Origin of the sequence: Sphingomonas sp. GlSt437 (assembly GCF_048015635.2) — a bacterium.
GTDB lineage: Bacteria > Pseudomonadota > Alphaproteobacteria > Sphingomonadales > Sphingomonadaceae > Sphingomonas.
Map to the genome: position 1 here is coordinate 1,083,140 of NZ_JBPGYA010000001.1, position 20,696 is coordinate 1,103,835.

Consider the following 20,696-nt stretch of genomic DNA (forward strand, 5'->3'; position numbering starts at 1 on the left):
TCCGGCGGTCGACGAAATGGCGTTCAAGAGTGCTGTCAGTCTAACGCGAACCGCTCTCTCCACGATGCAAGTCGGTCTTTGAGCTAAAAGCCTAGCTGGCGAGCGACCGCCACTCGGCCAGCGCGGCCGAGCGTCGTTCCTTGTAGATTTTACGGCTGACGAGGTGGCGTTCCAGGTTGAAATGGTTGTGCACGGTGGCGTGGATGCTAGCGAACTTCTGTAAGCTTTTCATTCGTCGGAACCGGAGCATCGCTCGCTCTCTTTGTCGGAACGACAGGTGGCTGTTCTCCACCCGGTTATTGGCCCAGCGGCCAACCTCCTTCTTCCCGGCGTTGCCGAGCTCGTTCATCGCTGCACGGTAGGAGCGCAAACCATCAGTCGTGATGGCTTCCGGCGAACCATGGCGCTTCAGCGCCTTATTCATAAACCTTAGTGCGGCGTCCTTGTCGCGGGTCTTGGTGACGTAGCTCTCAAGAATCTCGCCCTCGTGGTCGACCGCCCTCCAAAGGTAGACCATCTCGCCATTGAGCTTCACGTACATCTCATCGAGGTGCCAGCGCCAGCGGCGGAAGCCGCGCATCCGCGACACCCGTTGCTGCCGCACTTCGCCCACGAACATCGGGCCGAACCTGTTTCACCAGAAGCGCACTGTCTCATGGCAGACATCGATCCCGCGCTCGAATAGCAGGTCTTCCACATTCCGTATCGACAGCGGGAACCGGATGTACATCATCACCACCGAGCGGATCACCTCGGGCGACGCGTTGAACCTACGAAATGGGCTCGGCGAAAGAGCTCTTGATTTGCATGGTATCCAACGCAGCGAGCAGGTGCCTTAACGGTCTGACGGTAACGATGCGGGACCTACACCGTATACATTCGGCGAAGCTGGATAAGATCGGTATGGCTGATGCCCAGTTCGTCGCGGAAATACCCCTCCGCACCGCCAGTGTGGCTTTCGATCATCTTGAGCGCCGCTTCGATATAGTCGCTATCTGCTGCCATATAGGCGCGCAGCACATCGGGTGGTAGCTCAGCGAAACCGCCTGCATTGGGATTCTGACCCCGCACTATTTTCTGGGTATCAAAATAACGGTTCGTCAGCAGATAATCAGCAACGACAGTGTTGTGCGGCACGCCCAAGGCGGTGAGAAGCAGCGCCGCGGCAATGCCGGTGCGGTCCTTGCCTGCCGAGCAATTGAACGCGAGCGGTACCCGCCCGGCCAGCAATTCCAAGAACATACGGCGATACTGGCCGTTGAATTGCGTCAGCATCCTAGGGTAGGACACCGTCATTACCGCTTTCACGGTCGCCGCCGTCGCGGGCACGCCGGGTTTGAGTCCGATGCCGCTCATCAGCGATGCCATAGGATAATCGTCGCTCAGGATTTGCGGTGCTTTGTCCTTAGGCCATGCCACTGGTTCGCTGTGCCGTTCCTCGACCGAACGGAAGTCGCAGACGGTGCGGATGCCTCGGCTCAGCAAATAGCTGTAATCTGCCGGGGTCAGTGCATGCATCGATCCTGAGCGAAACAGCAGGCCCCAGCGCACGGTTCGACCGTCGCGGGTATGGTAGCCGCCCAGGTCGCGGAAATTCTGGCCACCCTGCAACGGCAACAGCCGAACATGCGGCGCAGGCCCTACCGGCTGTGGGATAGCCACATGGCTTGCTGCAGGAAGAGCCAGCAGGGCGGCTAGAGGGAGTATCATGGATCGTAACGAGCGCATGGATACCTCCCTTGGCCAACCCCGCCGGTAAGAGTCAGAACTTCACGCTAACCTGCGCGCCAAAAGTCCGCGGATCGTTGAAGTAACCCGAGATGCCGGTGCCGATGCTGTAGCTCCGCGAGACGAGATGTTGTTCATTGAACAAATTGCGGACCCAGAAAGACACCGCCACGTTGGCGTCGCTACCGGCGAACTTGATGTCACCTAGCGACACTCGGCTGTTGATCACCAACCCGGGCTGGCTGCGCGGGTTATACACGCCAACCGCATTGGGGTTGCTGCTGTTGAACGAACCCGAGTCCCACGCGCCATCAATATGGCCACGCAAGGTATAGTCACCGACGGGTGTTTCGTAATCGATCTGGCCTGAGGCAGCGTGTTTGGGCGTATTGATGCCCTGCTGCGCGCGGGGGGTTAGGTCGATAACACACGCGCCGCTCGCCTGAGTTTCGCAATAGGGGTCCACAGCGGCCCCAACACGGACATAGGCATAGGTATATTGGCCAGAAAGCGTCAGCCCGCGGAACGGCGCGACCGTCAGTTCGGTTTCGATGCCGCTGACCCGACCGTGCTGCGGCGTGTTATAGGTGTTGGTCGTCGTCCGAGTTGTGATCACGGTTCCAGTGCACGGGATAACCGTGCCGGTCGAGCTGAAGCAGTAATACGGCACACTGAAGTCGACTTGTTGGTTCTTATAGATGCCAGTGTAGCCGGCGATGTTGAAGCGGACATGGTGGTTGAGGAACTCGCTCTTCAAACCGACTTCAAACATCGAGACCGATTCAGGGTCGAAAGCACGATAGTTGAGCGAGCGCGAATTGGCACCCCCCGACTTATAGCCGGTGCCCCACTTACCGTAGACTTGAACGTCGTGGGCTACGTCAACTGCCAGGTTGACCATCGGATCAACCCGCTTCCACGAACCGCGGAAGTTGATCGGCTGATACGTCGTGTCCCTGTTCAGCGGCGGATAGTTGTTGGTGATGAGCAAGGTGCCCTTTTTAAGGTCGTCGGTCCAGCGCACACCGCCGGTTAGGTGCAACCGGTCCTGGAAGATGGCGGGCGTCCAGGTCGCCTGACCGAATATGCCGTAGCTCTGGGTTCGCGCAATGCTGGCGCGGTCGACCCCGGCATAAGGGTAGAGCGGCACCACAGCATTGGTGATCGGCAGCGGCGTCGTCGTGCCAGGGATCACCTGATTGTTGATCAGATTCGTCGGCCCAGGCAGCTGTACGATAAAATTGCCCGAACCGTCGAGGTAGCCGACGTTGAACGCCTGCGCCTGGTCGCGGACATGCTCGTAATAGGCAAGGCCACCCAGCACGAACTTGACGCGGCCGATTTCGCCAATCGCCTGCAATTCCTGGCTGTACTGATACTGATAGAAAGCGGCGAGGCTGTAACGCCCATCGACATTGTCATGCTGGACAATGCCGTTCGGCGCAGCTTGCGTGACATAGGCGGCGTTGTTGAAGCCGCCGCCGTCATACTGGGTCTGCGACAACTCGCGGTAGGACGAGATCGACTTGATCAACAGATGCGGCAGCGCCTGCCACTGAACGGTGAGCAGGTGCCCGCTCTGGCGGCCAATGCTGGGCTGTAACGGCACGCCATAATCGACCACGTCCGCACGATTGGGCTGCAATGCAACCGCAGGCACGGCGCCGGTGCCGGCCTGAACGCGCTGCGTATAGCCAACCGTCGAGGCGTCATAGACATAGTCATAAGCATAAAGCGCGCTCAGGTTCGACAGCGGCTGCCACTTCAGCTGCGCACGCGCGCCGCGCCGATCATAGCCGTTGAAGTTCGACGCGCCGGGATAGGTGTTACGCACCGTGCCACCGCGCGTGGTGATGAGGGCATCGACCTTCAGCGAGAAATTGTGCGTCTCCGGCAGGTTGAGGTGACCTTCGCTCTCGTAGCTCCCATAATTGCCCACGCCACCGGTTACCAACAGGCCAAACTTGCCCGTAGGCTTCTTGGTCACGATGTTGACCGCGCCGCCTTCGGTATTGCGACCGAACAACGTGCCCTGCGGGCCTTTCAGAACCTCGATGCTTTCGAGATCATAAAGCGCAGCATTCAGACCCTGCGGACGACCGAGGTAGACGCCGTCAACATACACGCCGACGCCAGCATCGCGCGCCGGCTGGTTGCTGTCACCAAGCACGCCCACGCCGCGGATGTTGATCACGAGGCTGAAGTTGCGGCCCGAGAACGGCAGAATGCGCAGGCTGGGGACCGAGCCGTCTTGCAGATCAAGCAGCGACTGGACGTGGCGGTTTTCAATGTCTTCCGACTTCAGCACCGAGATCGAGATCGGCGTCTTTTGAAGGTTTTCCTCACGCTTTTGAGCGACAACGACGATTTCCGTCAGCGCGCCGTTCGCATCCTGTTTCTGGTCGGCGGCTGTGCCGGTCGCGGGCGCGGGTTCCGGCTCGTTCGCCGCATGAGCGGGCATGGCGACGACACCAGCGCAAAGCGCGGTCGCGCAAAGTAGACGTCGTGCAACCACGGTGTTCGTGTTCATCGTGTTTCCCCCAGCTAAATCTGGGCGGCGCGATATCTCGCTATTGTGACACTTCACGGCTGGTTTTTGTTGCAATTTTGCGGCGCAACATCGGCTGCCAAATAGGGCGAGGGCGGGCCGCCCGAGCCCGCACAGCCAACAATACATTCGTTTATAATGGCTTGCGGATTGGGGAACGCAGCGTGCGCTAATCAAAAAATTTGTGATCGGAACATCATCTTTTTTGTAAATCTTTTTCTTGGCGAGATACAGTGCCCTCATGCGCCATAGAAACGTGACAGGCGCGAATCGCTACAGAACGATCGTTCAACTTTTTGGCGGATTGCCACAAAAAGGTCATGCAGCGAGATTACGGAACCTGATCGTAGAACGACACCTTGGCCGCGAGGTAGCTTGTGACCCCTTCCTCCGCCGATAAGGCACTTATTGCCAGGCGCCAGCGTTGGGTCAGCGTGCTCGCCAAGACCGATCCTGCCTCCCTCCAACAGCTCGTCGAGGCGTTCGGCTTGGCCCCTACCTATGAGCGGTTGCGGGGCCCGGAAACGGGTTTGATCATGCTGCAGGGCCGCGCCGGCGGCACGGGCGCCGCGTTCAATCTGGGCGAGATGACGGTTACCCGCTGTTCGGTGCGGCTGAGCGACGGCACGCTGGGTCACAGCTATGTGCGGGGCAGCGATGTCGCTCATAGCGAGGTGGCGGCCTGGCTCGATGCGCTGCTGCAGTCGCCCATCCATCATGAAGCTTTGTCTGCGGCGATCATCGAGCCACTCGCTCGCGAGGCCGATGAACGGCGGGCGCTTGCCGCTCGCAAAACGGCCGCTACTCGGGTCGATTTCTTTACGCTTGCATCGGAGGTGCGCTGATGATGGCGCCGCTTATGGACCTCGCCGCTGGTTTTACCGATCCTGCGCGGGACAGTCAGCAGGTCTTCCGGCGCGTTCTCGCTGCGACCGCTTATCCTGGCCGGATTGAGGCGATCGGCATTGCTCTCGGTCCACCGCCACCGCTTAGCATTGCGGGGGCCGCGCTGGCACTGACCCTGCTCGATCTTGATGTCACCCTTTGGCTGTCACCGTCATTGCGGGACGGCATAGCGCCGTGGCTCCGCTTTCACGCCGGCTGCCCCATCTCTGTGGAGAATGACCTTTCGGTCGATTTTGCGCTGGTCGGGCGTGGTGATAGGATGCCACCACTATCCTCGGCAAGGCTCGACGATCCGGAGCGTCCCGACATATCGACGACGCTGATCATCGAGTGCGACGCGCTGATGGGCGGACGACCTTTGCTCGCCACCGGACCAGGCATCGATGGGTCGATCGCGCTGGCGCCGCAGGGTTTGCCACCGCATCTCTGGGCCGAGCGCGAGGCGCTGTGGTCGTTCTTGCCGCTCGGCGTCGACTTGTTCCTGGCCGCGGGTACCGAACTGCTGGCAATCCCCCGCACCATCCATATCGAGGAGATGGCGTAATGGCCTATGTCGCGGTCAAGGGCGGGGCCAAGGCGATCGAGGCAGCGCACAAGCTGCTTGCCGAAGAACGGCGCGGCGATCCGGCGGTGCCCGAAATCAGCGTCGCCCAAATCCGCGAGCAGCTCGGTCTCGCCGTCGACCGGGTGATGGCGGAGGGCTCATGCTATGATCCCGACCTCGCCGCGCTGGCACTCAAACAGGCTTGGGGCGATGTGGGTGAGGCGATCTTTATGCTCCGCGCCTATCGCACCACGTTGCCAAGGTTCGGCGTCAGCGAGCCCGTCGATACCACCGCCATGGCGGTGCGTCGGCGGATTTCGGCTGCCTATAAGGACTTGCCAGGCGGCCAGATTCTGGGGCCGACCTTTGATTATACGCATCGCCTGCTCGATTTCGGTCTCGCGGATGATGACGGCAGGGCGGACCCGACGCCCGCCGAAATTGCTAACGCGCCCGTCGCGCAAGTGGTCAAGACGATCGCCGACGCCATGGCGGCGGAAGGTATCTTGCAGCCGGAAACGGCAGCCGCAACCGACACTGCCCCTTATGACCTGACGCGCGACCCGCCGCGTTATCCCGCTGACCGGGACCAAAGGCTCCAGGCGCTGGCACGCGGTGATGAAGGCTTTTTGCTGTCGCTCAGCTATTCGGCGTTGCGTGGCTGGGGCGGCGACCATCCGCTGTGTGGCGAGGTGCGCATGGGCGAGGTGTCGGTGGTAATCGACGCGCCAGAATTCGGCTTCCCGGTCGACATCGCCGACATCACGCTGACCGAATGCCAGATGATTGGCAATGTCGCCGAGGAAGCGGATCGTCCGCCCTATTTCACGCGCGGCTATGGCCTCAGCTTCGGCCGGTCGGAGCGCAAGGCGATGGCGATGGCGATCGTCGACCGCGCGCTTGCTGCCGGTCGGTCGGTCGATAATCCCCGTGGCGCGGCGGACGAGGAGTTCGTGCTTGCACATGCCGACCATGTCGAAGCGTCGGGCTTCGTGTTGCACCTGAAGCTGCCGCATTATGTCGATTTCCAGACCGAGCTGCAGTTGCTGCGCAACCGGCGCGCTGACTGGTTCGACTCGCAGCGCAAAGCCGCCGACCAAAGCCACCTGACCCATCCCGATGTGCTGGCCGAGGCAGCAGAGTGACCATTCCGGCCTTATCTGTCGGCTCCCTTACCGGGTATAATTACGCGTATCTCGACGAGCAGACCAAGCGGATGATCCGCCGGGCGATCCTGAAGGCCGTTGCAATCCCCGGCTATCAGGTGCCGTTCGGCTCGCGCGAAATGCCGATTCCCTATGGCTGGGGCACTGGCGGCATTCAGGTGACGGCCAGCCTGATCGGCGGCGATGACGTGTTCAAGTGCATCGATCAGGGTGCGGACGACACGACCAATGCAGTGTCGATCCGCGCCTTTTTCGCCAAAGTGGCGGCGGTCAGCACGACCGAGGATACCGAGGCGGCGACGATCATCCAGTCGCGCCACCGCACGCCCGAACATCGCCTGCGCGAAGGGCAGATCATGGTCTATCAGGTTCCCCAGCCCGAGCCGCTGCGCTTTTTCGAGCCGCGTGAAACCGAAACCCGCGCGATGCACGCTTATCGCGAATATGCGCTGCCTTATGTCGGCCTGTACGAAAGCTATGCGCGGCTGGGCCGGTCAGCATCGACCAATTCGCACCCGGTCTTGACCAACCGGCGCTATGTGATGTCGCCCTCGCCGATCCCGTCCTTCGACAACCCCAAGCTCGACCATTGCCCCGCATTGCAGCTGTTCGGCGCGGGCCGCGAAAAACGGATATACGCGGTGCCGCCTTATACCCCGGTCCAAAGCCTGCATCTGGAGGGCAAGCCGTTCGAGACGCAGCGTTGGGGCGGCGCGTGCGAATTGTGCGGATCGACCGACTCCTATCTCGACGAGATTGTCACCGACGATCGCGGTGGACGCATGTATGTCTGCTCCGACACCCATTACTGCGCGACCCAGCGAGAAGCGTCAAGCACGACGCCAGCGATGGCCGAGCAGTCGTGATGCCGATGAGCGACATCCTGCTCGAAGCGCGCGGCGTTACCGTGCGCTATGGCGCGACGATCGCGTGCGACGTCGTTTCGCTCGACTTGCGGGCCGGCGAAGTGCTGGGGATTGTCGGGGAAAGCGGATCGGGCAAGACCAGTCTGCTTACCTGTCTGTCGGGCAGATTGCGCCCGGCGGCGGGCAAAGTACTGTTCGATGTGCGCGGCCAGGGCCTGGCCGATGTTTATGCGCTGAGCGAGCCCGAACGCCGGCGGCTGCGCCGCGAGGAATGGGGGTTCGTCCACCAGAATCCACGCGACGGGCTGCGCCTCAGGATCAGCGCGGGCGGCAACATCGTCGAGCCGCTGCTGATGTGCGGCGAGCGCCATTATGACCGGATGCGCGGCGAAGCGTTGCAGTGGCTGAGCCGAGTCGAGCTGGACCCGGCCAGGGTCGACCAGCGCCCGCGCGAATTTTCAGGCGGCATGCAGCAGCGCGTGCAGATCGCCCGTGCGCTTGCCCACCAACCGCGCCTCGTCTTCATGGACGAGCCAACCGGCGGGCTTGACGTGTCGGTGCAGGCGCGGCTGCTCGACTTGCTGCGTGGACTGGTCCGCGAGCTTGGCCTGGCGGTGATGGTGGTAACGCACGACCTCGCGGTGGCGCGGCTGCTCGCCGATCGGCTGATGGTGATGAAGGATGGCCGTGTCGTCGAAACCGGTCTGACCGACCAGGTGCTTGACGATCCCCAGCATGGCTATACCCAGCTGCTCGTGTCGGCGGCCATGTGATGGGGGAGCCGACGCCGACATTTCCCAATCTGAGCGTGAGCGGGCTCGCCAAGACTTTCACGCTGCACAACCAGCATGGTGCTGTGATCCCCGTGTTCGGCGGGCTGGCGCTTGACGTTTATCCGGGTGAGTGCGTCGTGCTGGCCGGCCGGTCCGGCGTTGGCAAATCGACACTGATGCGCGCGATCTACGCCAATTACCGGACGTCGCAGGGCCAGATACTGGTCCGCCATGGCGATGCGATGGTCGATCTCGCTACCGCTGCGCCGCAACTGGTCATCGATGTCCGCCGCAAGACGCTGGGCCATGTCGGCCAGTTCCTCCGTGTCATCCCGCGCGTGCCGGCGATCGAGATCGTGATGGAGCCGTTGCTCGCCAATGGCTGGACACGCGATGCCGCCGCCAAGCGCACGCGCGATCTGCTCGCGCGGCTCAATCTGCCCGAATCGCTATGGTCCTTGCCGCCCGCGACGTTCTCCGGCGGCGAGCAGCAGCGCGTCAACGTCGCGCGGGGGTTTGCCCGCCGCTACCCGATCTTGCTGCTCGACGAACCGACCGCCTCGCTCGACCCGGTCAACCGCGACGTTGTTGTCAGCCTGATCCAAGAAGCGCTGGCGGACGGCGTTGCCATTGTCGGCATTTTCCACGACGTCGATGTTCGCCAGCGCGTCGGGACACGCGAATTCACGATCAGCAATTTCGCCGCCAACGCACCTAAAGAGGGTATCGCCGCATGACTGAGATACGGTTCGTCAACGCGGCGGTAGTGACGCCCGATGCCGTCAACAACGGCGGTGTTATTATCTCGGGCGGGCGGATCGCCTCGGTCGAGCCGTCGCTTGGCCCGCATGGCGAGACGATCGACCTTGAGGGCGATTATCTGATCCCGGGGTTGATCGACATCCATACCGACAATCTTGAGCGGCATTATGAGCCGCGCCCCGATGTGCGCTGGGACGCGCTCGGCGCGGTGCTTGCGCATGATGGGCAAATGGCCTGCGCCGGCATTACCACGGTGTTCGACAGCATCGCCTTGCATGGACATGAAAAAAGCATCGACCGCTCGACCGCGCTGATGCCCATGGTGTCGAGCCTGCAAGCGGCAAGCGAGGAAAACATCCTGCGCGCCGAGCATTTCCTTCATCTGCGCTGCGAGGTGCGCAATCCCAAGCTGATCCCGACGCTGGAAATGCATCTCGACAATCCGCTGCTCAAGCTGTTGTCGGTAATGGACCACACGCCGGGCCAGCGCCAGTATCGCAACCTCGACGCGGCCGAAATCCGTCGCCGGGCACTGGCGATGGGCCATGCGGCCACCGATGTTGAGGACGTGGTGGATGGCTGGCGCAATCGCCAGACCAGCGAGATGGCAACCGACAATTGGCGCGCGGTCGTCGACATCGCGCGCGAGCGCGGCTTGCCGCTCGCCACGCATGACGACGAGAATGAGGACCACATCCGCCAGGCCGATGAAGACGGCGCGCTCATCTCCGAATTTCCGGTGACGATCGAAGCGGCGATCGAGGCGCGGCGGCGCGGGATCGCGGTATTCATGGGCGCGCCTAATCTGATCCGCGGCGGATCGCATTCGGGCAATGTGTCGGCCGCCGAAATTGTGACGGCGGGCGCGCTTGATGGATTTGCCTCAGACTATATCCCGATGTCGATGCTGCGCGCTGCCTTTCGCCTCACCGAAGCCCCTTTCATGCTGCCCTTGCCCGCGGCGATCGCGACCGTCACCGCCGCGCCGGCGCGGGTGACGAAACTCGATGATCGCGGCGAAATCGCGCCCGGCAAGCGCGCCGATCTGGTTCGCGTCGCGCTTTCCGAAGATGGCTGGCCGGTCGTTCACGGCGTCTGGCGCGAGGGTCGGCGCGTCGCCTGACCGATGAGCGCACGCTACGCCGTCTATCTCGCCCCCGCGCCCGATACACCACTGTGGCAAACCGCCTGCGCATGGCTGGCGCGCGATGCTGCCGTTGACAGCGATATGGCCTATGTCGGGCCGCTAGGCATTGATACGCTGCGCGCCGACGCGATGACCGCCGAGGCGCGGCATTATGGCTTCCACGCGACGATCAAGGCGCCGTTCCGGCTGGCGGCAGGTACGTCGGTTGACGCCCTATGCGCTGCCGCTGACGACTTCGCGACGACGCGCGCGCCATTTTCAATCGACCTGCACTTGGCGGCGATTGGCGCGTTTCTGGCGCTGGTCGAGCGGAAACCGACTGCCGCCATCGCGGCGCTCCATGCCGATGGCCTGACAGCGTTCGAACCGTTCCGCGCGCCGCTCACGCAAGCCGAGTCGGCGCGCCGCCTGGCGACGGGCCTCAGCCCGCGCCAGCAGGCGCATCTCACCACCTGGGGCTATCCTTACGTGCTTGACGAGTTTCGCCTGCACTTCACGCTAACGGGTCGTCTGCCGCCCGAGCAGCAATCTGGCATCGCGGCGCTGCTGGCCGAGCATTTCGCGCCTGCCATTGCCGAGCCGTTTATTGTCGATGCGATCTGCCTGTTTGAACAGCCAGAGGCCGGGCTGCCGTTTCGCGTGCTTCACCGCGCGCCGTTTGCCGCCACTGCCTGAAGCGCGCCGAGCAAGCGGCCTGCGCCGAGCTCGATCGATCCGTCATTGACGATCTCGATTACCCGCACGCCATCGGGAAGGACGGCAACGCGCTTGAGGCGCGCTCCCTGGCTTGTCTCATCCTCGCGTTGCCGCGCCGTCAGCCGCGCGCGCAGCAACTCGGCCGGCGCGGTAACGTGGAGCACGCACACTGCAGCATAACGCGCCACCGCTGCGCCGATCGCGCCACGCGACAGATTAGCAATGACGTGTCGGCCATTCGCCAATTCGCCGTCGGCGCTGACCGGGATGCCATAAGCGAGATCATGCGCTCGCCAGGACAATGCGAACCCGCCGGCCGCCTCCAGCGCGCCGAAGGTTGCCAGTGTCGCGGCGACGTGTTGCTCGCCGCCCGCATCGGCCGGACGCGTGATCACCCGGCGCACGAAGTGAAACCGGTCATCCCCGACAAGCTGATGACGCGCCGCGTCGATCAGCGTATCCTTGCCGGCGCCGCTAGGACCAACCACCGGCAGAAAAACGCCTGCCACGCCTTCACCCGCGATATTTGGCGACAAACGCCGCCGCGCCGAGTGCCCGGAAATCGGCCAGTGCCTCGCGCAGCCGGTCATGCTCCCAATCCCACCAGGCGAGATCAAGCAGGCCCTGCTGGACAGTGCTGGGAAAGCGATCGCGGATCGGTCGGGCCGGCACGCCGACCGCCACCGCGAAGGCTGGAATGTCGCGCGACACCACCGCGCCCGCGCCGATTGCCGCACCAGTGCCGATCGACACGCCCGGCAGGACCACCGCGCCATGGCCGATCCACACATCATGCCCCAATGTCACGCGATGCGATCGGCGCCAGTCGAAAAACGCGTCGTCATCGGCATTGCCGACATCATAGGTGACTGACCGATAGGTGAAATGGTGCAACGCTGCCTTATGGAGCGGGTGATTGCCCGGATTGATCCTCGCGGCCTGCGCGATTGAGCAGAATTTGCCGATATCGGCATAAATCGCGCTCGCATCAGCGACAATGTAACTATAGGCGCCGAAGGTCACTTCAGCGAGCGAACAGCGGGCGCCGACCTGAGTCCAGGGGCCAAGCACGCAATCACGGATCATCGCGTCGGGATCGATGATCGGCGCGGAGTCGACCTGCCCCTTAGCGTGATGGCGCGCAGGCCAATGCTGCTCGATGTAGCGATCACCGGGCTCAAGCGGATGATCGGCAAGGCGCGGGGATTGGCTCATGCAGCGGGCCTAAAAGCATGGTTGCCGAACACGTCCGCCTCCAGCCGCTCGTCGAGCTCGGCGGGCGAGCCGTCGAACATGACCGCGCCGCCCCGCAGGCCGATCAGGCGCGGGCAGAACCGCTTGGCAAGATCGAGCGTGTGCGTGTTGACCAGCACGGTGATGCCCCGCTCCCGATTGGCGGCGACCAGCGCGTTCATCACGCCCGTCGCATTGAACGGATCAAGCGCCGACACCGGCTCATCGGCGAGCAGCAGGCCCGGCTGCTGCATCATGGCGCGCGCGATGGCGACACGCTGCATCTCGCCACCCGACAGGGTTTCGGCGCGCTGCAGCGCCTTGTCGGCCATGCCGACCCGATCCAGTTCGAGGATGGCGCGAGCGCGATCCTCAACCGGGAAATATTTTATCAACGACGCCAGCGATCGACGGCGGTGGAGCGAGCCGATCAGCACATTGGTGATGACATCCAGCCGCTCGACGAGATTGAACCGCTGGAAGATCATCGCCGAATGTGCGCGCCATTCGCGCAACGCCCGGCCGTTCAACGCGCCGATGTCACGATCCTGCCAGCGAATTTCGCCCGCATCAGCCTCGGTCAGGCGATTGATCAGGCGGAGCAGCGTCGATTTGCCGGCACCCGATCGGCCGATGATCGCCACCATTTCGCCCGGTTCAACGCGAAGATTGAGGTTGTCGATCGCGACCTTGGCGCCATAGCATTTGCGGACCCGGGTCAATTCAAGCATCGGCCATACTCACAGCGCGTTGCGGCATGGCCTCGATCAGCCGCCGCCGCACCATCTGCGACAGCAAATCGATGGTCATCACCATGATCATGAAGAGAACGAGAATCCAAGCGACCTGATCAAGTTGGAGAAGTTGGATACGCGTCACCAGCAGGACGCCAATGCCCCCAGCGCCCACCAGCCCCAGCGCGGCCGATTCGCGCAGGTTGCTCTCAAACAGTAGCATCGCCTGACCAACGGCAAGCGGCAGCACTTGCGGCAACAGCCCGTAGCGCAGCACCTGCAGCCGCGACCCACCCGCCGATTGAACCGATTCGATCACACCCTTGCGGCGGTTTTCCATCGTCTCGGCGAAGATTTTGGCGAGATAGGGTATCTCCGCCAGCACCATGGCGGCAACGCCAACGCGCGGGCCAAGGCCGAATGCCGCGACCAGAATGATGGCCCAGACCAATACCGGGATCGCTCGGCCCAAGTCGAAGAACAGGCGCAGCACAAAGTGGAAAACGGGTTGCGCGACGACTGATCGCGCGCCCAGAAGCCCCAGCGGAAAGGCCGCCACCACGACAATCGCGGTGCCGAGAAACGCCATTGCCAGCGTCTGGCCCAGTGCTACGAAGATCGCCGTCGCCTGCCCATTGGCGGTCGGCGGCCACATCAGCGCGATCAGATGTCCTGATCGCCAAAAACCTGCGACCAGCAGCTTCGGTGTTAACCCGATATCGCCAGCCATCGCGAGCAGCGCGGCGAGGCTCAGTCCCCAAGCCAGCCAGCGCAACAGGCGACGCACCGGCGCGGGCGTGACGGCCGCGCCGGCAATCAGCCGCGCTTGCGCGATTGCCTGGGGCGCGGGCACGGCCAGGCTGGTCATCGCGCCAGCTCGAGGCCGAAGAAACGATGGCGCACTGCTTCTGAGCTGAGGTCGGTAGCGATGATCACCACCGCGATCATCAGCATCATCGCGAGGTAGCTGTCATATTGATTGTAAGCGAGCGCGTTGGCCAGCTCCTGGCCAATTCCCCCCGTCCCGACTATGCCAAGCGCAGTGGAGATCGACACGTTGATCTCGACCCAAGCAAAGACATAGGAAAGCATGTTGGGCGCAACGAGCGGGACCAGGCCGTAACGAATTTGCGCCATTCGCCCGCCGCCGGCGGCCCGAACGCTTTCCATAGGACCAGTATCGGCATTTTCCAGAATATCGGCAAAGGGCCGCGCCAGGCCGGTAAAGCAGATAAGGGTGAGGGCCAGCGTTCCCGCCACCGCGCCCGGCCCGACCGCCGGCACCAACAGCATCGCCAGAATGAAGGCGGGCATAGTGCGCACCATATTGGGAAGCAGCCGCGCGATTTGACGAATGACCACGTGCCGCGTCACGGTTCGTGCCATCACCAATGACATCGCGAAGGCGAAAACCCCGCCGATCACGGTTGCCAGGACCGCCATTTCAATGCTGGTCCACAAGGCGCGGAGCCATTTGGGGAAAGCATAGAACCAGTAAGCGAGCGACCCCGGCGCAGGGCTGCCGGCAAAAAGCTTTGCCGCGCTGAGGTGGGGGTTCATGCGCTGGAGGAAGCTCGCCACCCGCGCGAGTGGAGCGTCGCCATAGTCTCCTTCGAGAAATTCGCTCTGCTGCGCCGACACGGCCAGCAAAATACCGAGGGCAAGCAACATCGCCGCCGCTATTATGCGCCCACGGATCGCAACTTGCCGTCGCTGCGCCTCGAACGTGCCGACCAGGCCCGCATTGCCCGACAGGGGCATCGTCACCGACCCTTGCCGCCGGCATCGAGCGCGCTGGCCTCGGTAGGCTCGAACGCCCCGCGCACGCCACCCGCCGCGCCGGCAAAGGCTTGCGGATTATCGAGCGGCAACGCGATGAAAATACCGATAAGGCGATAGCGGAGCTCATCCGGCAGCCCGCCGCGCAGCACCCAGGCATGCTGCGCAATCGGACGGTTCTGCCAAGCGATCCGATATGGCGCGCACACTGTCTTGCTCGCGCCGCAGCCAACAAACCACAAATCGGTCGGCACCAGTGCTACATCCGCCTTTCCCGCCGCCAGCGTTGCCAGCGCAGCGCTGAACGACCCAACGGCCGTAGAGGGCTGGCGATTGATAGCATCACCGCCGTGCGTTGCGACGGCGGCACGGGCGGCATCATAGCCAAGCGCATCATGTTTTACGGTGATTACCCGGCGCGCGGCGATGGCGGCGGCGGTTAGGGGTCCGGCCGTTGCGCGCGTTACCGCAAGGATTGGGGAGCGGGGCAAGGCACCTTGCGGACGCAGCGTCAGGATCGGCCGACCCCTGCCGTTGACGATCGGCCAGGTGGCGGGCGTCAGCAGCGCCAGATCGACGCTTCCCTTCGCCAGCGCCGTCGCTGCTGCTGTTGTGTCAGCAAAGGGGCAAAGCTCGACCGACAAGCGCAGCCGGCCAGCCAAATGCTTGGCCAGCGCGGCGAGCGAGGCTGGAGTCGAGGAGCTGGGTGTCGCGCAGGGCCCAGCCCTCGCGGCCTGAATGCCCAACCGAAGCACTGATGGCATCGGCGTTGGTGCTGCCGAAACCGACGCGCCGGTGATCGCCATCGCTGCAGCGACAGGCGCTAACGCGCGCATCAATGGGGCAGCTGCGGCGCGGCGCCGTTGGCGCTGGCCCGTTGATCGGCAATCGCTTCCTTGCGCAGCGTGTAGGTCTCAGCAAACATCGAGTCGTTGCCGGCGGTGAACGATACGCCGGGCAGATTGTCGAATGCGCGGAACACCTCAGGCGCGTCATAGGGAATGGCTGCCATCGCGCCGCGCACCAAATCCTGTAGCGCCTGGGGTCGATCGGTGCGCACCGCGAGCGCCAGATTGGGCACTGGACCCACATCCCAGATATCGCGGATCGCTCCGTGCGGGATCATGCCGCGATCCGCCATCCGATCCCAGGTCGTGATGGCAAAGCCGGTTTTGGGCGTACCGTTGGACGACAACGACCAAGCCGCGTCATATTGCTGGTTGTAAACCGCTGACACCGCCTGGGGATGGCCACCAGCGACGCCGATGCGGCTGAAATATCGTTCGGGATCAATGCCGTGCCCGCGCATGGCGTGCATGGGATAGAGATATCCCGAGGTCGAATTATAATCGACGACGGCGAGCGATTTGCCCTTGAGATCGGCAATCGAGTGATAGGGGCTGTCTGCCCGCACGATGAGCGATGAATAATAGCCCGTCTCACCATGTGCGCCGATCATGATCAGCTGCGGCGCGACCAGATTGCCGATCTGCTCATGCGCATTGGCGTAGCCGCCACCCGCGATCAGTGCGACATCGACTTGCCCAGAACTTAGCGCTTGGATCGTCGATGTGTAGATGTCTGTGGTCTGGCGCACACGCACCGGCAATCCCGTCGCTGTCGCCATATAATCCTGGAACGCCCCCAAGCTGGTTGAGCGCCCCGACGGTTCGACCAGTGACGGCGTAGGCACCGAAATGCGCAGCTCATTGACCTGGCCGCGCCAACCGGCCTGGCCGTTCTGTTCGCTGCCGCACGCCGATAGCGCCAGCACTGCAATTGGCGCTACCCACCACTGGATATCCCGATTTGTGCCGATCGGGTGCCCTTTGCGCCGCAGAACGCGAAAGCGAGAGCGAGAGCGAGAGACCATAGGCTTTCCTTCGATTCTGTAGTGTTTATAACGTCGGCGAGTTTCAGATTTTGGACAGTTTGGACAGTTGTATGGTTCCGCGTAAGCGTGATCTTGAAGGGGCACCGGTTGCGCCCGGCGGCTCAGAGAATGTTACGGCAACTGTCACTCAAGATACCGGCGTCGCTGGCCTCGCCGGTGTACCGGTGATTGAAGAGCGAAGCCTACAGCGGTCTACGTCCGAACGCTTGATCGATGTCGCGATGACTGCGTGGGAAAATCATGGCTATGCGGGAATTTCGGCCCGCGCTCTGGCTCATGCAGCGGGCCAGCCAGTGTCCAGCATCTATTATCACTTTGATGATCTTGAACGCTTGTTAATCGCGTCACAGCAGCGCGCACTGGAACACGCCAAGCAATGGTGCTCGCGACAATTGCAGTCGATGCCGACACCGGTCGACGACGATGATGCGCGTAAGGTGATGTCGCCATTGATGGCGGCGCTAATCCAGGATTGGTCGGTCAATCATCGCGCGCTCGCCTTTGCCTGGCGCGAATGCCAACTTGTGGCTGCGCGCAACCGCAAATTCGCACCAGCGCTGGAGGGGTGGAACTCGCTCTGGGCCGATTTCTGGCAACGGGTATCCGAGCGCTACGGTATGCCCGATTATGCCCGCCTCAATTATTACCTGTTCGATGGCGAGGGCTTTCTTCATCTGATCCAGGGAGATGCGGTTGCAGATGCGGCCTGCCTGGTGGAGCTTTGCCAGGGTTGGGGCGACTGGTTGGCGGGGCGACCGGCGGCGGAAGGGCCGTGGCGACGCCATGCCCGGCTTAATGCGGCGAAGACAGCGGCAACGGTCATACCGGAAGGCGCCATCCCTGAGCGGATCGCGCATGCTGCCGCAGATTTGGTCGCGCGCAACGGCCCCGGCGGTCTCACCCATCGCGCCGTCGCCGCTGAAGCGGGGCTGACTTTGGGCGCGGTGTCCTATCACTGCCGGACCAGCGCAGATCTGATGCACCTTGCCTATGAGACCGTCTATTGGCGGACCATGGGTCAGGATTTGGCGCCGGTGCCCGGGATCTCCGGCAAGGAATACGAAGATTTGCGTGAAGCGACGCTGGGCGCCGAGGAAACGCCGGAAATGGCGCTTAGTCGGCTGGCGATGAACGAGTTGATCCTCGCCGTAGCTCGCGACAGCGCGCTCAAAGGATTGGCCGCCAATCTGCGCTATTTCCGCGGACGGAAATCGCGCACTTATCTGGCGGTAATCTTGGGAAGCACAGAGAATATTTCAGCGCTTGAAGCGGCAATGCTGTCCGACCTCGCCTTCGCGCGGTCGCGTGGCTATTTTGGCATGAATGCCGCAGATCGCATGGCGGCGCGCGAACGCGACCTTGATGAGATAGATGCGTTTCTTCTTTCAACGCGAGGGCGCAGCCGGCTGGCTTGCTAAAAATGAGGGCTCGCCCTTGTCGCTCAGGGGTCAGCGGTTGAGGCTGGTTTGGCTATCATTCTGTTTTGTAATGAGGCCTATGCCGCCCGTAAAGCCAATGACACCACCACACCAAGGATAGGTAAGTTCGACGACTGCTTGGCGGCGCGGGAGGGTGCCGCTTTATTGATCTATAACGTTGTAAAACGGCAATATTTACAAGGTCGTCTATGCTCTAGCCCACAATCGTTCCCACTGGCCGCATTTGCAATCCACCGGCGTCCACCGATGTCTGCGCTGTCCTTTACGAAAGCCCGACTGGATATAGCCTGGGGAACCAGCGCTCGACGACGTCGATAGGGAAGCCCAGCCGCACCGCCGACTTATGGCTTGGCGTCGTCGCCACCAGCAAGCCCTTCGCCAGCAGCGACGCGACGACCTCACGCCCCTTGCGCTCCTGATAGCCGGTCAGCCGACCGGCTTCGCCACGCGACAATTCGCCGGTCAGCAAAGCCTCACGCAGAATCGGAAACGCGCCCTTGGGCAACCGCCCGGCGTGCGCCTCGTCATCGGCATAGGCTTCGATCCGCCGCAGCAGTTCCTGCGGCTCGAGGATCGAGGCCATGTAGCGCACCTGATCGACGCAGGTCCGCAGGAAGAAATCGCAAAACTCGACCAGCCCCGCCTGTGTGAGCGCGCCCCGCCCATCGCGGTCCCCGCGACGCGGGCCGTCGGCCACCGCAAGTAGGGCCTTGTAGCGCTGCGCATCCCGGGCAAGCCCGCGCGACACCGACCAGAGGCTCGTCCCGATTCCCAGGCGCTTGAACAGCGCATGACTCATCAACCGCGTTACCCGGCCGTTGCCGTCGAGAAATGGGTGAATCCAGAGTAGCCGGTGGTGGATCGCGCCGACTGACTCGACTTGGCGCATCTGGTTGAGCCGCGCCGGATTATAAGCCTCCTCGAACCGCGCCAGGAATCGCGGTAGGTCGTCGGCCTCGGGCGGAAGATGCCGACCGACCATCACTTCCCGCTGGCGCAATTCACCCGGGACCACGCGCAGCCGTTCGCCTGTGTCCGGATTTTCGACCCAAAGGAGTTCGTCAGGCAGCTTTTCGCAAAAAGCTCGATGCAGCCACTCGGCATAGATGCGGCTCGCTGGCCAGTCCTGCGGATCATCCCCAAGATCGATCCGCCGCTGTACGTCGATATGTGCAACCGCTTCCAGCTGCAGCGCCCGCTTGCGCGGCTCGACCGAAAAATCCTGCGCGAGCGCCCGATCGATATCCCGCGGATGCGTGTCGTGCCCCTCGATCAGATTCGAGTAATAACAGTTCATCGACCGCACGAGCGCGCCGATCGCTTCCTGCACAATTGGATGCACCCGCCCCGCCAGCATCGACGCTTCGCGCACCAGCTCGAACGTCACATCGTCGAGCGAGCGCTCCGCCTCAGCGGGCAGCATGGGTTCCATCGAACTGACATCCATGCCGGTTGTTGTGCCGGTTTTCGTGCCGGTTGGAAAGGCCAGAAATCTAAGTTTTAGGCTATACTCGGATTAGAATGATGCCGGTTATATCGGGATCAGGCGCAATGACGATGCATACGGCCAGATCCGCAATTGTCAAAAACACAGGCGTGGCGGAAAGTGGCGCGATCAACTTGAAATGTCGAACTGTGATGGGTGGCTGCAGATCATGCATTTGCGACTGGCGGTTTTGCGCCCTAATAGCGGTCATGGGTGATCGATCGCCTCTCGCCGGATAGCCGACTTCATCTTTGAAGTTGGCACTCTACCAAGGTCGCTGTGGCGGCCGTTCCGTTCGTCGAGGTCGCTGTAGCCGGCAGCTCCGCGCGGGGGGATCGTGTTAAGCCGCATATGCTGCTAGGAACCGATCGACACAGTGGACGACATGGTGCTCAATCCCGGGGTCGACGCCAGCTTGTTCTACACCCAACATCAACCGGAAGTTCGATGCCCCTTGCCACATACCGAACAGCAGTTCGGCCGCCTGAGCAGGATCGTCGATTGCCAAATCCCCGGCCAAGGGTCCGGCCAACAAAGCGGTCAGGTTGCTGAGCGTGCGACCCGGGCCGGCGTCGTAAAAGGTCCGCCCCAGATCAGGATCGCGCCGCAGATCGCCCGACAACGTCCCGTAGAAATCGACTGCACCCGGCGTAATTAGAAAGAATAGCAGCTCGCAGCCAAAAGCGATCAGCGCATCGCGCAGTGACCCGCCCGTATCCACCGCGATGCCCTGCTGCTGCGCCGTTTCGATCCGCTCGGTCTCGCGCAAGACACCCGCGCGGAACAGCGCGCGCTTGTCGGCGAAGTGGGCGTAGACGGTCATTTTGGCGACGCGTGCTTCAGCGGCAATGCGATCGATCGTCACGGCTTCGACGCCGTACGCCAAGAACAATCGCCAGCTCGCTTCGAGGATAGCCTCGACCTTGGCGGGGTCGGGCGGACGTCCCGGCGCGCGAGAGGAAGCCTTTTTGCGGTCGGTCACGATGCGCGCTTGA

The 20,696-nt window shown here is 62.6% G+C and carries 20 protein-coding genes and 1 pseudogene; 9 read left to right on the forward strand and 12 right to left on the reverse strand.

The genetic code is table 11. The features are described 5' to 3' along the window. Positions 1-91 precede the first annotated feature (91 nt). The 3 genes and pseudogenes from ACLB0R_RS05395 to ACLB0R_RS05405 form a co-directional block, all read right to left on the reverse strand. Positions 92-814: pseudogene (locus ACLB0R_RS05395) on the reverse strand (IS6 family transposase). Positions 815-864: 50 nt separating this feature from the next. Beyond that, positions 865-1,728 (reverse strand): tyrosine-protein phosphatase, encoded by an 864-nt coding sequence (locus tag ACLB0R_RS05400; protein WP_416642319.1) that lies wholly within the window; start codon positions 1,726-1,728, stop codon positions 865-867. A gap of 34 nt (positions 1,729-1,762) precedes the next feature. Continuing rightward, complete coding sequence (locus ACLB0R_RS05405) at positions 1,763-4,519, reverse strand: TonB-dependent receptor (protein WP_434953765.1); 2,757 nt, start codon at positions 4,517-4,519, stop codon at positions 1,763-1,765. Between the two features lie 134 nt (positions 4,520-4,653). Between ACLB0R_RS05405 and phnG the strand changes: the two genes are divergently transcribed. Genes phnG through ACLB0R_RS05445 form a run of 8 tightly spaced genes read left to right on the forward strand, consistent with a single transcriptional unit; the run spans position 4,654 to position 11,115 of the window. Next, entirely contained in the window at positions 4,654-5,121 is a 468-nt protein-coding gene (gene phnG, locus ACLB0R_RS05410; RefSeq protein WP_416642321.1) for a phosphonate C-P lyase system protein PhnG, read from the forward strand. Continuing rightward, complete coding sequence (gene phnH / locus ACLB0R_RS05415) at positions 5,121-5,726, forward strand: phosphonate C-P lyase system protein PhnH (RefSeq protein ID WP_416642322.1); 606 nt, start codon at positions 5,121-5,123, stop codon at positions 5,724-5,726. The genes phnG and phnH overlap by 1 nt, the downstream gene beginning before the upstream one ends. Further along, the gene (locus tag ACLB0R_RS05420) at positions 5,726-6,871 is read left to right on the forward strand and encodes a carbon-phosphorus lyase complex subunit PhnI (protein WP_416642323.1); all 1,146 of its coding nucleotides are present in this window, start codon (positions 5,726-5,728) and stop codon (positions 6,869-6,871) included. Before phnH ends, ACLB0R_RS05420 begins: the two co-directional genes overlap by 1 nt. Continuing rightward, positions 6,868-7,758 carry an alpha-D-ribose 1-methylphosphonate 5-phosphate C-P-lyase PhnJ gene (locus tag ACLB0R_RS05425; RefSeq protein WP_416642324.1) on the forward strand — a complete coding sequence of 297 codons (891 nt, stop codon included), beginning with the start codon at positions 6,868-6,870 and terminating at the stop codon, positions 7,756-7,758. Before ACLB0R_RS05420 ends, ACLB0R_RS05425 begins: the two co-directional genes overlap by 4 nt. Before the next feature lie 5 nt (positions 7,759-7,763). After that, positions 7,764-8,531, forward strand: a complete 768-nt coding sequence (phnK, locus tag ACLB0R_RS05430) for a phosphonate C-P lyase system protein PhnK (RefSeq protein ID WP_434953766.1) — start codon at positions 7,764-7,766, stop codon at positions 8,529-8,531. Next, the gene (phnL, locus tag ACLB0R_RS05435; RefSeq protein ID WP_416642326.1) at positions 8,531-9,268 is read left to right on the forward strand and encodes a phosphonate C-P lyase system protein PhnL; all 738 of its coding nucleotides are present in this window, start codon (positions 8,531-8,533) and stop codon (positions 9,266-9,268) included. Before phnK ends, phnL begins: the two co-directional genes overlap by 1 nt. Beyond that, positions 9,265-10,416, forward strand: coding sequence for an alpha-D-ribose 1-methylphosphonate 5-triphosphate diphosphatase (locus tag ACLB0R_RS05440; protein WP_416642327.1), 1,152 nt, complete (start codon positions 9,265-9,267; stop codon positions 10,414-10,416). The genes phnL and ACLB0R_RS05440 overlap by 4 nt, the downstream gene beginning before the upstream one ends. Positions 10,417-10,419: 3 nt before the next feature. Next, entirely contained in the window at positions 10,420-11,115 is a 696-nt protein-coding gene (locus tag ACLB0R_RS05445) for a DUF1045 domain-containing protein (RefSeq protein WP_416642328.1), read from the forward strand. Here ACLB0R_RS05445 and phnN read toward each other — a convergent pair. From phnN to ACLB0R_RS05480, 7 genes are read right to left on the reverse strand one after another with little or no spacing between them, the layout of a single operon-like run. Further along, positions 11,085-11,645, reverse strand: a complete 561-nt coding sequence (phnN, locus tag ACLB0R_RS05450) for a phosphonate metabolism protein/1,5-bisphosphokinase (PRPP-forming) PhnN (RefSeq protein WP_416642329.1) — start codon at positions 11,643-11,645, stop codon at positions 11,085-11,087. The two genes, ACLB0R_RS05445 and phnN, sit on opposite strands and share 31 nt — an antisense overlap. Before the next feature lie 4 nt (positions 11,646-11,649). After that, positions 11,650-12,351: a chloramphenicol acetyltransferase gene (locus ACLB0R_RS05455; RefSeq protein ID WP_416642330.1), complete on the reverse strand. Its 702-nt coding sequence runs from the start codon at positions 12,349-12,351 to the stop codon at positions 11,650-11,652. Further along, on the reverse strand, positions 12,348-13,100 hold the full coding sequence (phnC, locus tag ACLB0R_RS05460) for a phosphonate ABC transporter ATP-binding protein (RefSeq protein WP_416642331.1): 753 nt from the start codon (positions 13,098-13,100) through the stop codon (positions 12,348-12,350). The genes ACLB0R_RS05455 and phnC overlap by 4 nt, the downstream gene beginning before the upstream one ends. Beyond that, complete coding sequence (phnE, locus tag ACLB0R_RS05465; RefSeq protein WP_416642332.1) at positions 13,093-13,971, reverse strand: phosphonate ABC transporter, permease protein PhnE; 879 nt, start codon at positions 13,969-13,971, stop codon at positions 13,093-13,095. Before phnE ends, phnC begins: the two co-directional genes overlap by 8 nt. After that, the gene (locus tag ACLB0R_RS05470) at positions 13,968-14,864 is read right to left on the reverse strand and encodes a PhnE/PtxC family ABC transporter permease (RefSeq protein WP_416643022.1); all 897 of its coding nucleotides are present in this window, start codon (positions 14,862-14,864) and stop codon (positions 13,968-13,970) included. The genes phnE and ACLB0R_RS05470 overlap by 4 nt, the downstream gene beginning before the upstream one ends. A 2-nt stretch (positions 14,865-14,866) precedes the next feature. Further along, the gene (locus ACLB0R_RS05475; RefSeq protein ID WP_416642333.1) at positions 14,867-15,688 is read right to left on the reverse strand and encodes a PhnD/SsuA/transferrin family substrate-binding protein; all 822 of its coding nucleotides are present in this window, start codon (positions 15,686-15,688) and stop codon (positions 14,867-14,869) included. Positions 15,689-15,717: 29 nt separating this feature from the next. Next, a complete protein-coding gene (locus tag ACLB0R_RS05480) occupies positions 15,718-16,656 on the reverse strand; it encodes a phosphate/phosphite/phosphonate ABC transporter substrate-binding protein (RefSeq protein WP_416642334.1) in 939 nt (312 codons plus the stop codon). A gap of 170 nt (positions 16,657-16,826) precedes the next feature. On the opposite strand from ACLB0R_RS05480, the gene ACLB0R_RS05485 reads away from it, so the two are divergent. Further along, positions 16,827-18,194 (forward strand): TetR/AcrR family transcriptional regulator, encoded by a 1,368-nt coding sequence (locus tag ACLB0R_RS05485; protein WP_434953767.1) that lies wholly within the window; start codon positions 16,827-16,829, stop codon positions 18,192-18,194. Between the two features lie 283 nt (positions 18,195-18,477). On the opposite strand, the gene ACLB0R_RS05490 is transcribed toward ACLB0R_RS05485, so the two are convergent. Together ACLB0R_RS05490 and ACLB0R_RS05495 are read right to left on the reverse strand one after the other, a co-directional pair. Next, entirely contained in the window at positions 18,478-19,662 is a 1,185-nt protein-coding gene (locus ACLB0R_RS05490) for a Fic family protein (RefSeq protein ID WP_434953768.1), read from the reverse strand. Between the two features lie 379 nt (positions 19,663-20,041). Further along, entirely contained in the window at positions 20,042-20,683 is a 642-nt protein-coding gene (locus ACLB0R_RS05495; protein WP_416642336.1) for a TetR/AcrR family transcriptional regulator, read from the reverse strand. Positions 20,684-20,696 lie beyond the last annotated feature (13 nt).

Excerpts from the sequence above, each read along its gene's own strand:
- ACLB0R_RS05475 (WP_416642333.1), bottom strand. The coding sequence starts at position 15,688 with ATGGCGATCACCGGCGCGTCGGTTTCGGCAGCACCAACGCCGATGCCA.
- phnK (WP_434953766.1), top strand. The coding sequence starts at position 7,764 with ATGAGCGACATCCTGCTCGAAGCGCGCGGCGTTACCGTGCGCTATGGC.
- phnE (WP_416642332.1), bottom strand. The coding sequence starts at position 13,971 with ATGACCAGCCTGGCCGTGCCCGCGCCCCAGGCAATCGCGCAAGCGCGG.
- ACLB0R_RS05400 (WP_416642319.1), bottom strand. The coding sequence starts at position 1,728 with ATGCGCTCGTTACGATCCATGATACTCCCTCTAGCCGCCCTGCTGGCT.
- ACLB0R_RS05420 (WP_416642323.1), top strand. The coding sequence starts at position 5,726 with ATGGCCTATGTCGCGGTCAAGGGCGGGGCCAAGGCGATCGAGGCAGCG.
- phnC (WP_416642331.1), bottom strand. The coding sequence starts at position 13,100 with ATGCTTGAATTGACCCGGGTCCGCAAATGCTATGGCGCCAAGGTCGCG.
- ACLB0R_RS05470 (WP_416643022.1), bottom strand. The coding sequence starts at position 14,864 with ATGCCCCTGTCGGGCAATGCGGGCCTGGTCGGCACGTTCGAGGCGCAG.
- ACLB0R_RS05440 (WP_416642327.1), top strand. The coding sequence starts at position 9,265 with ATGACTGAGATACGGTTCGTCAACGCGGCGGTAGTGACGCCCGATGCC.
- ACLB0R_RS05485 (WP_434953767.1), top strand. The coding sequence starts at position 16,827 with ATGGTTCCGCGTAAGCGTGATCTTGAAGGGGCACCGGTTGCGCCCGGC.
- ACLB0R_RS05490 (WP_434953768.1), bottom strand. The coding sequence starts at position 19,662 with ATGGATGTCAGTTCGATGGAACCCATGCTGCCCGCTGAGGCGGAGCGC.
- ACLB0R_RS05405 (WP_434953765.1), bottom strand. The coding sequence starts at position 4,519 with ATGAGGGCACTGTATCTCGCCAAGAAAAAGATTTACAAAAAAGATGAT.
- phnH (WP_416642322.1), top strand. The coding sequence starts at position 5,121 with ATGATGGCGCCGCTTATGGACCTCGCCGCTGGTTTTACCGATCCTGCG.
- phnL (WP_416642326.1), top strand. The coding sequence starts at position 8,531 with ATGGGGGAGCCGACGCCGACATTTCCCAATCTGAGCGTGAGCGGGCTC.
- ACLB0R_RS05455 (WP_416642330.1), bottom strand. The coding sequence starts at position 12,351 with ATGAGCCAATCCCCGCGCCTTGCCGATCATCCGCTTGAGCCCGGTGAT.
- ACLB0R_RS05445 (WP_416642328.1), top strand. The coding sequence starts at position 10,420 with ATGAGCGCACGCTACGCCGTCTATCTCGCCCCCGCGCCCGATACACCA.